Here is a 3,665-nt window from a genome sequence, read left to right on the forward strand (position 1 = left end):
AGTTCGCGGGCTCGTTCTTCGCTGTGCACGCCGTGCATCATGAAGTAGACGGGCCCGGTGTAGGCGTCGAAACCGGCCTCGCGGTTGTCGACCAGGCTGAGGATCGCGGCCCGGATGGCATGGTTGACGGCATCGGTGACCGTGTGGCCGGAGCCGGCGGTGAGGGTGTCCGCTTTGACGGTCCACTGCTGGCCTTCGGATTCGATGGCGACGAATACGGCGTTGTGCGCCATGGCGTTGCGGTAGGCGTCGTGGAAGGCGTTGGCTCCGGTGACGTGCGGGATGAGGGGAGCGGGGCAGGGAACCGGCAGCGGCTGCACCGGTGCATTCTGTCAAGAGGTGACGCTCATCCGCGGCCGCCACGCGATGGCAGGGCAGGTTGAGTGATCATCTTTGCCTCGAACCGGCGGCTTTTGCCCCACCGCCCCCGGACCCGATGCCGACGCACAGTCAGGGGCCGCTGACACGCGAGCGCCGTGTCACCTCCTTCGACACGCCGCCGTCAACAGCGAGCGCGTCCCGCTGCCGTGGGAGATGGAGGTCATGCCGGGGACCTCCGGCAGGCGCCCCGCCGTTGGTCCTCCGACCGCGGCACATCATGCTGACCGGCTTCGGCGGGGAGCGGTCAAGACGCGGCGGGAGCCGCCACATCAAGGCCGCGAGAGGCGACCAGCTGCGCACTGCCGTCCGCCAGCCGATAGGACAGTCCCACCACGCCGAGACGGCCATCGGCCACCCGTTCGGCCAGGGCGCGGGAGCGTTCCAGCAGCAGGTCCACTGTGTGTTCGATGTGCTCGGCCAGGATCTCGCCAGCCGTCTCGCGTCCGGCGGCCCGGGCCGCCAGCACGCTGGGGGTCACCCGTTCGACCACGTCTCGGACGAAGCCGCCCGGCGTCTGCCCGTCCTTGAGAGCGGCGCAGGCCGCGGCGACCGCGCCACACGAGTCGTGCCCCAGGACAACGATGAGAGGCGCATCCAGGACGCTCGCACCGAATTCGATGCTGCCGAGGACTTCCGCGCCCATGACGTGGCCCGCCGTGCGGACCACAAACAGGTCGCCCAGGCCGCGGTCGAAGATGATCTCGGCGGCCAGCCGGGAGTCCGAGCACCCGAACAGCACGGCGAAGGGCTGCTGGGACGGCGCGGTCTCGGCGCGGCGGGCGGCATCCTGATTCGGATGCTCGGCAGCACCCGAGACGAACCGCTGGTTACCGGCCATGAGCTGCTCGAAGGCGCCGCGGGGCGTCGTGCTGGGGATCTTTGTCATGGCCGCAGCCTACGAGCTCGTCTTTGCCATCGCACCATTCGGCCCTCGCCGGGCCGCCGAACACCAAGGGCTCAGCTGTCCGGGGCCAGTTTCCGGTTGGTGCCGGACCGGCCGATGTCCAGGTCGAGGAGCGCGGACAAGGCTGCGCCGCTGTTCCAGTAGCCGAGCAGGTCGACGTCGACGAGGACCAGGCCGTGTCGGGCTGCGAAGGCTCGGGCCTGCTTTGTGAACTTGCACGAGGCGACGAAGTGCGGGACGTCCGCCCCTGGAACCCGTGCGCGAGCACCTGGCCGACCTGTAGTGCCGCCCGTCCGCGCCTAGGCGGAGTCGACGCTTCGCCCGCCGCCCGCCAGCGTCAGCGGGCTCGAGTCGAGGGCGCATATCTGCCCCCTCGCACTGCCGTCTTGCCTGGCTCGTGCGCAGCCGCCGTCCATGCTGCCGTCGGCAGGGCTCAGTGGGTTCGGCGCCAGTGGTGGATGCTCATCGCGTAAGGAGCCAGGGTGCGAGCCCGGCGCAGCATCCCGTAGAGCTGCTGGGCGGGACGCTGCTGCTCGCCGTGGAGGGCATTGAGGACGATCAGCCCGCACGTCAGGGCGGGTACGGCCCACTGCACATAGGACAGGTGGCGCTCGGCCTGCCCGGTGTCGACGGGGAGCCGTTCGGCCTTCTCCGCGTCCCGTGGCGTCCTGGACGACGCGAGCTCGATCTTCTTGCCGAGGACCCGGCCGTACACGGTGGCGCCCAGCGCGGCCCCGGTCAGGGCGGTCTTGGCCAGAGTGGAGGCGGCGAAGCCCTGTTGGGTGAGGATGCGCGCGGCATTCGCGCCGAGCAGGCCACCGGAGCCGACGAGGTACGCGCCGATCGCGGCCGTACCGACAGGGGCCCACAGGGACCAGCCCGCCCTCGCGATCCTGGCACCCTGCTGCCAGTCAGCGCCCTGTTCCTTCGCGGCGCCGTTGAGGCCAACCGCGCCCATCAGTGATCCGCCAAACCATGCGGCCAGGCCGACGTCGTGAAGGCTCCGCAGGACGGTATGGCGTTCGGACATGTCATGGCTCCTGGGGCGGGGGGCGGCGGGAGCGCCGGCAGGCCGGCCGGCGCTCCCGCCACCGTCACCCCGACAACCGGTGTCCGCCATTGCGGCTGGTCCGAACGGACTGCGGGAAGCGGTGCCGGAGCGTACCGTCCGGGAAGGTGCGCGCTCCGGCCCGCTCCTGACGCCGTACGACTGAGCCAGCTCACCTCTCCTTCCGTGCCCCATTCGTTCGCTGCGCTGTTCCAACTCGAGAGCGGTCGCAGAAGACGATGTCCGATGTACCGCCCCGGGGTCACGATGTCCCGGGCACCGGCTGCGCTGGCCTTGCTCTGCGTCGTGGGCAGCGCGGGGTGGGTGCTGCCGGCCGAGGGCGGGGACCCGGCGACGTGTGACGGCTGCCGGACTTGCCCGCGGCCGACAGCAGCGGGGGCCGGAAGAGCGACTCGCGGTCGCTTTCCCGCACCGCCGACATTCCACAACACCACCGGAAGACGATCAGGTGACGCGCTGACACGCAGTCGTACTCCCACCCGGACAGCGCCCTGCGAGGGGAATGCCAGGCCCGCCGGCCGGGTGGCGTCGTCGACGAACAGTTCGTCGGCGAGCTCGCTGGTCTATCCGCTTCACGGCGGCGTGCTGCCGATGGCAGACCTCCACGTCCGTGCCGCCCTCCTCCGCCAGGTGCTGCCTTCCATTCCTGGTCGTTCGGGAAGTGTCAACCGGTGCGCTGGTCGTGGCTGTCCTGGCGGAGCCGGTCGGCATGGCGGGCCAGGGCGTCAATGTAATGGGCGAGGGCCGAGCCTCGGGGGCGCAGGTAGGGCCGGGTGTCGGCCAGGGGCCGGAGGAGGCGGGCTGCGTTGGTGTCGGCGAGGGCCCGGTTCAGGTCGCTGACGGCGTCTTGGGCGCTGGCGCGGAGGTTGGTGAGGGCGGTGATCTGGCCGGCGAGGCGGCGGAGGTCGGCGGCGTTGTCGCGGGCCCAGGCGGTGACGGTGCGGTCGGCGGCGCGGGTGTCGCGGGTGGCCTGGACGCGTTCCTCGCCGGGGGTGCCGAGGCGCAGGCGGAGGTAGCGGCGTTCGGCGGCCTGGCGGCTGGCGACGCCGAGGGGACCGGCGAGCTCGGCCCACCTGCCACCTTGTCCGCGGGCGGTTTCGATCAGGCCGCTCTCCCAGCCGGTGAGCTGTTTACGGACCTCGCGCAGCGTCAGCAGTGCGGCCAGAGCCGCGTGTGGGCCGGAAGCCCGCGGGGGGTGCTGGGGCTGCTGGTGTGTGCGGAGGACTGCTGCGCGTCTCTTACGGACTGGTTGATGGCCTCCAGTGCTGCTGCGGCGGCGGGGAAGTGCACGGGTGTCGGCGGGGCGGGTTC

General features: G+C 71.3%; 4 protein-coding genes. All 4 read right to left on the minus strand.

The features are described from left to right. Positions 1–320 (minus strand): hypothetical protein (locus K7B10_RS40105; RefSeq protein WP_229345913.1); only part of this gene is annotated, 320 nt, incomplete at its 3' end. Between the two features lie 305 nt (positions 321–625). Next, positions 626–1,267 carry a carbonic anhydrase gene (locus K7B10_RS40110; protein WP_267502806.1) on the minus strand — a complete coding sequence of 214 codons (642 nt, stop codon included), beginning with the start codon at positions 1,265–1,267 and terminating at the stop codon, positions 626–628. Between the two features lie 451 nt (positions 1,268–1,718). Further along, positions 1,719–2,315, minus strand: a complete 597-nt coding sequence (locus tag K7B10_RS40115) for a hypothetical protein (RefSeq protein ID WP_229345916.1) — start codon at positions 2,313–2,315, stop codon at positions 1,719–1,721. A 703-nt stretch (positions 2,316–3,018) separates the two neighbouring features. After that, on the minus strand, positions 3,019–3,665 hold a 647-nt coding region (locus tag K7B10_RS40120; RefSeq protein WP_372481593.1), incomplete at its 5' end, for an HSP18 transcriptional regulator.

Origin of the sequence: Streptomyces flavotricini (assembly GCF_020639365.1) — a bacterium.
Classification (GTDB): domain Bacteria; phylum Actinomycetota; class Actinomycetes; order Streptomycetales; family Streptomycetaceae; genus Streptomyces; species Streptomyces flavotricini.

Coding starts and splice junctions, on each gene's coding strand:
- K7B10_RS40115 (WP_229345916.1), bottom strand. CDS start 2,315: ATGTCCGAACGCCATACCGTCCTGCGGAGCCTTCACGACGTCGGCCTG.
- K7B10_RS40110 (WP_267502806.1), bottom strand. CDS start 1,267: ATGACAAAGATCCCCAGCACGACGCCCCGCGGCGCCTTCGAGCAGCTC.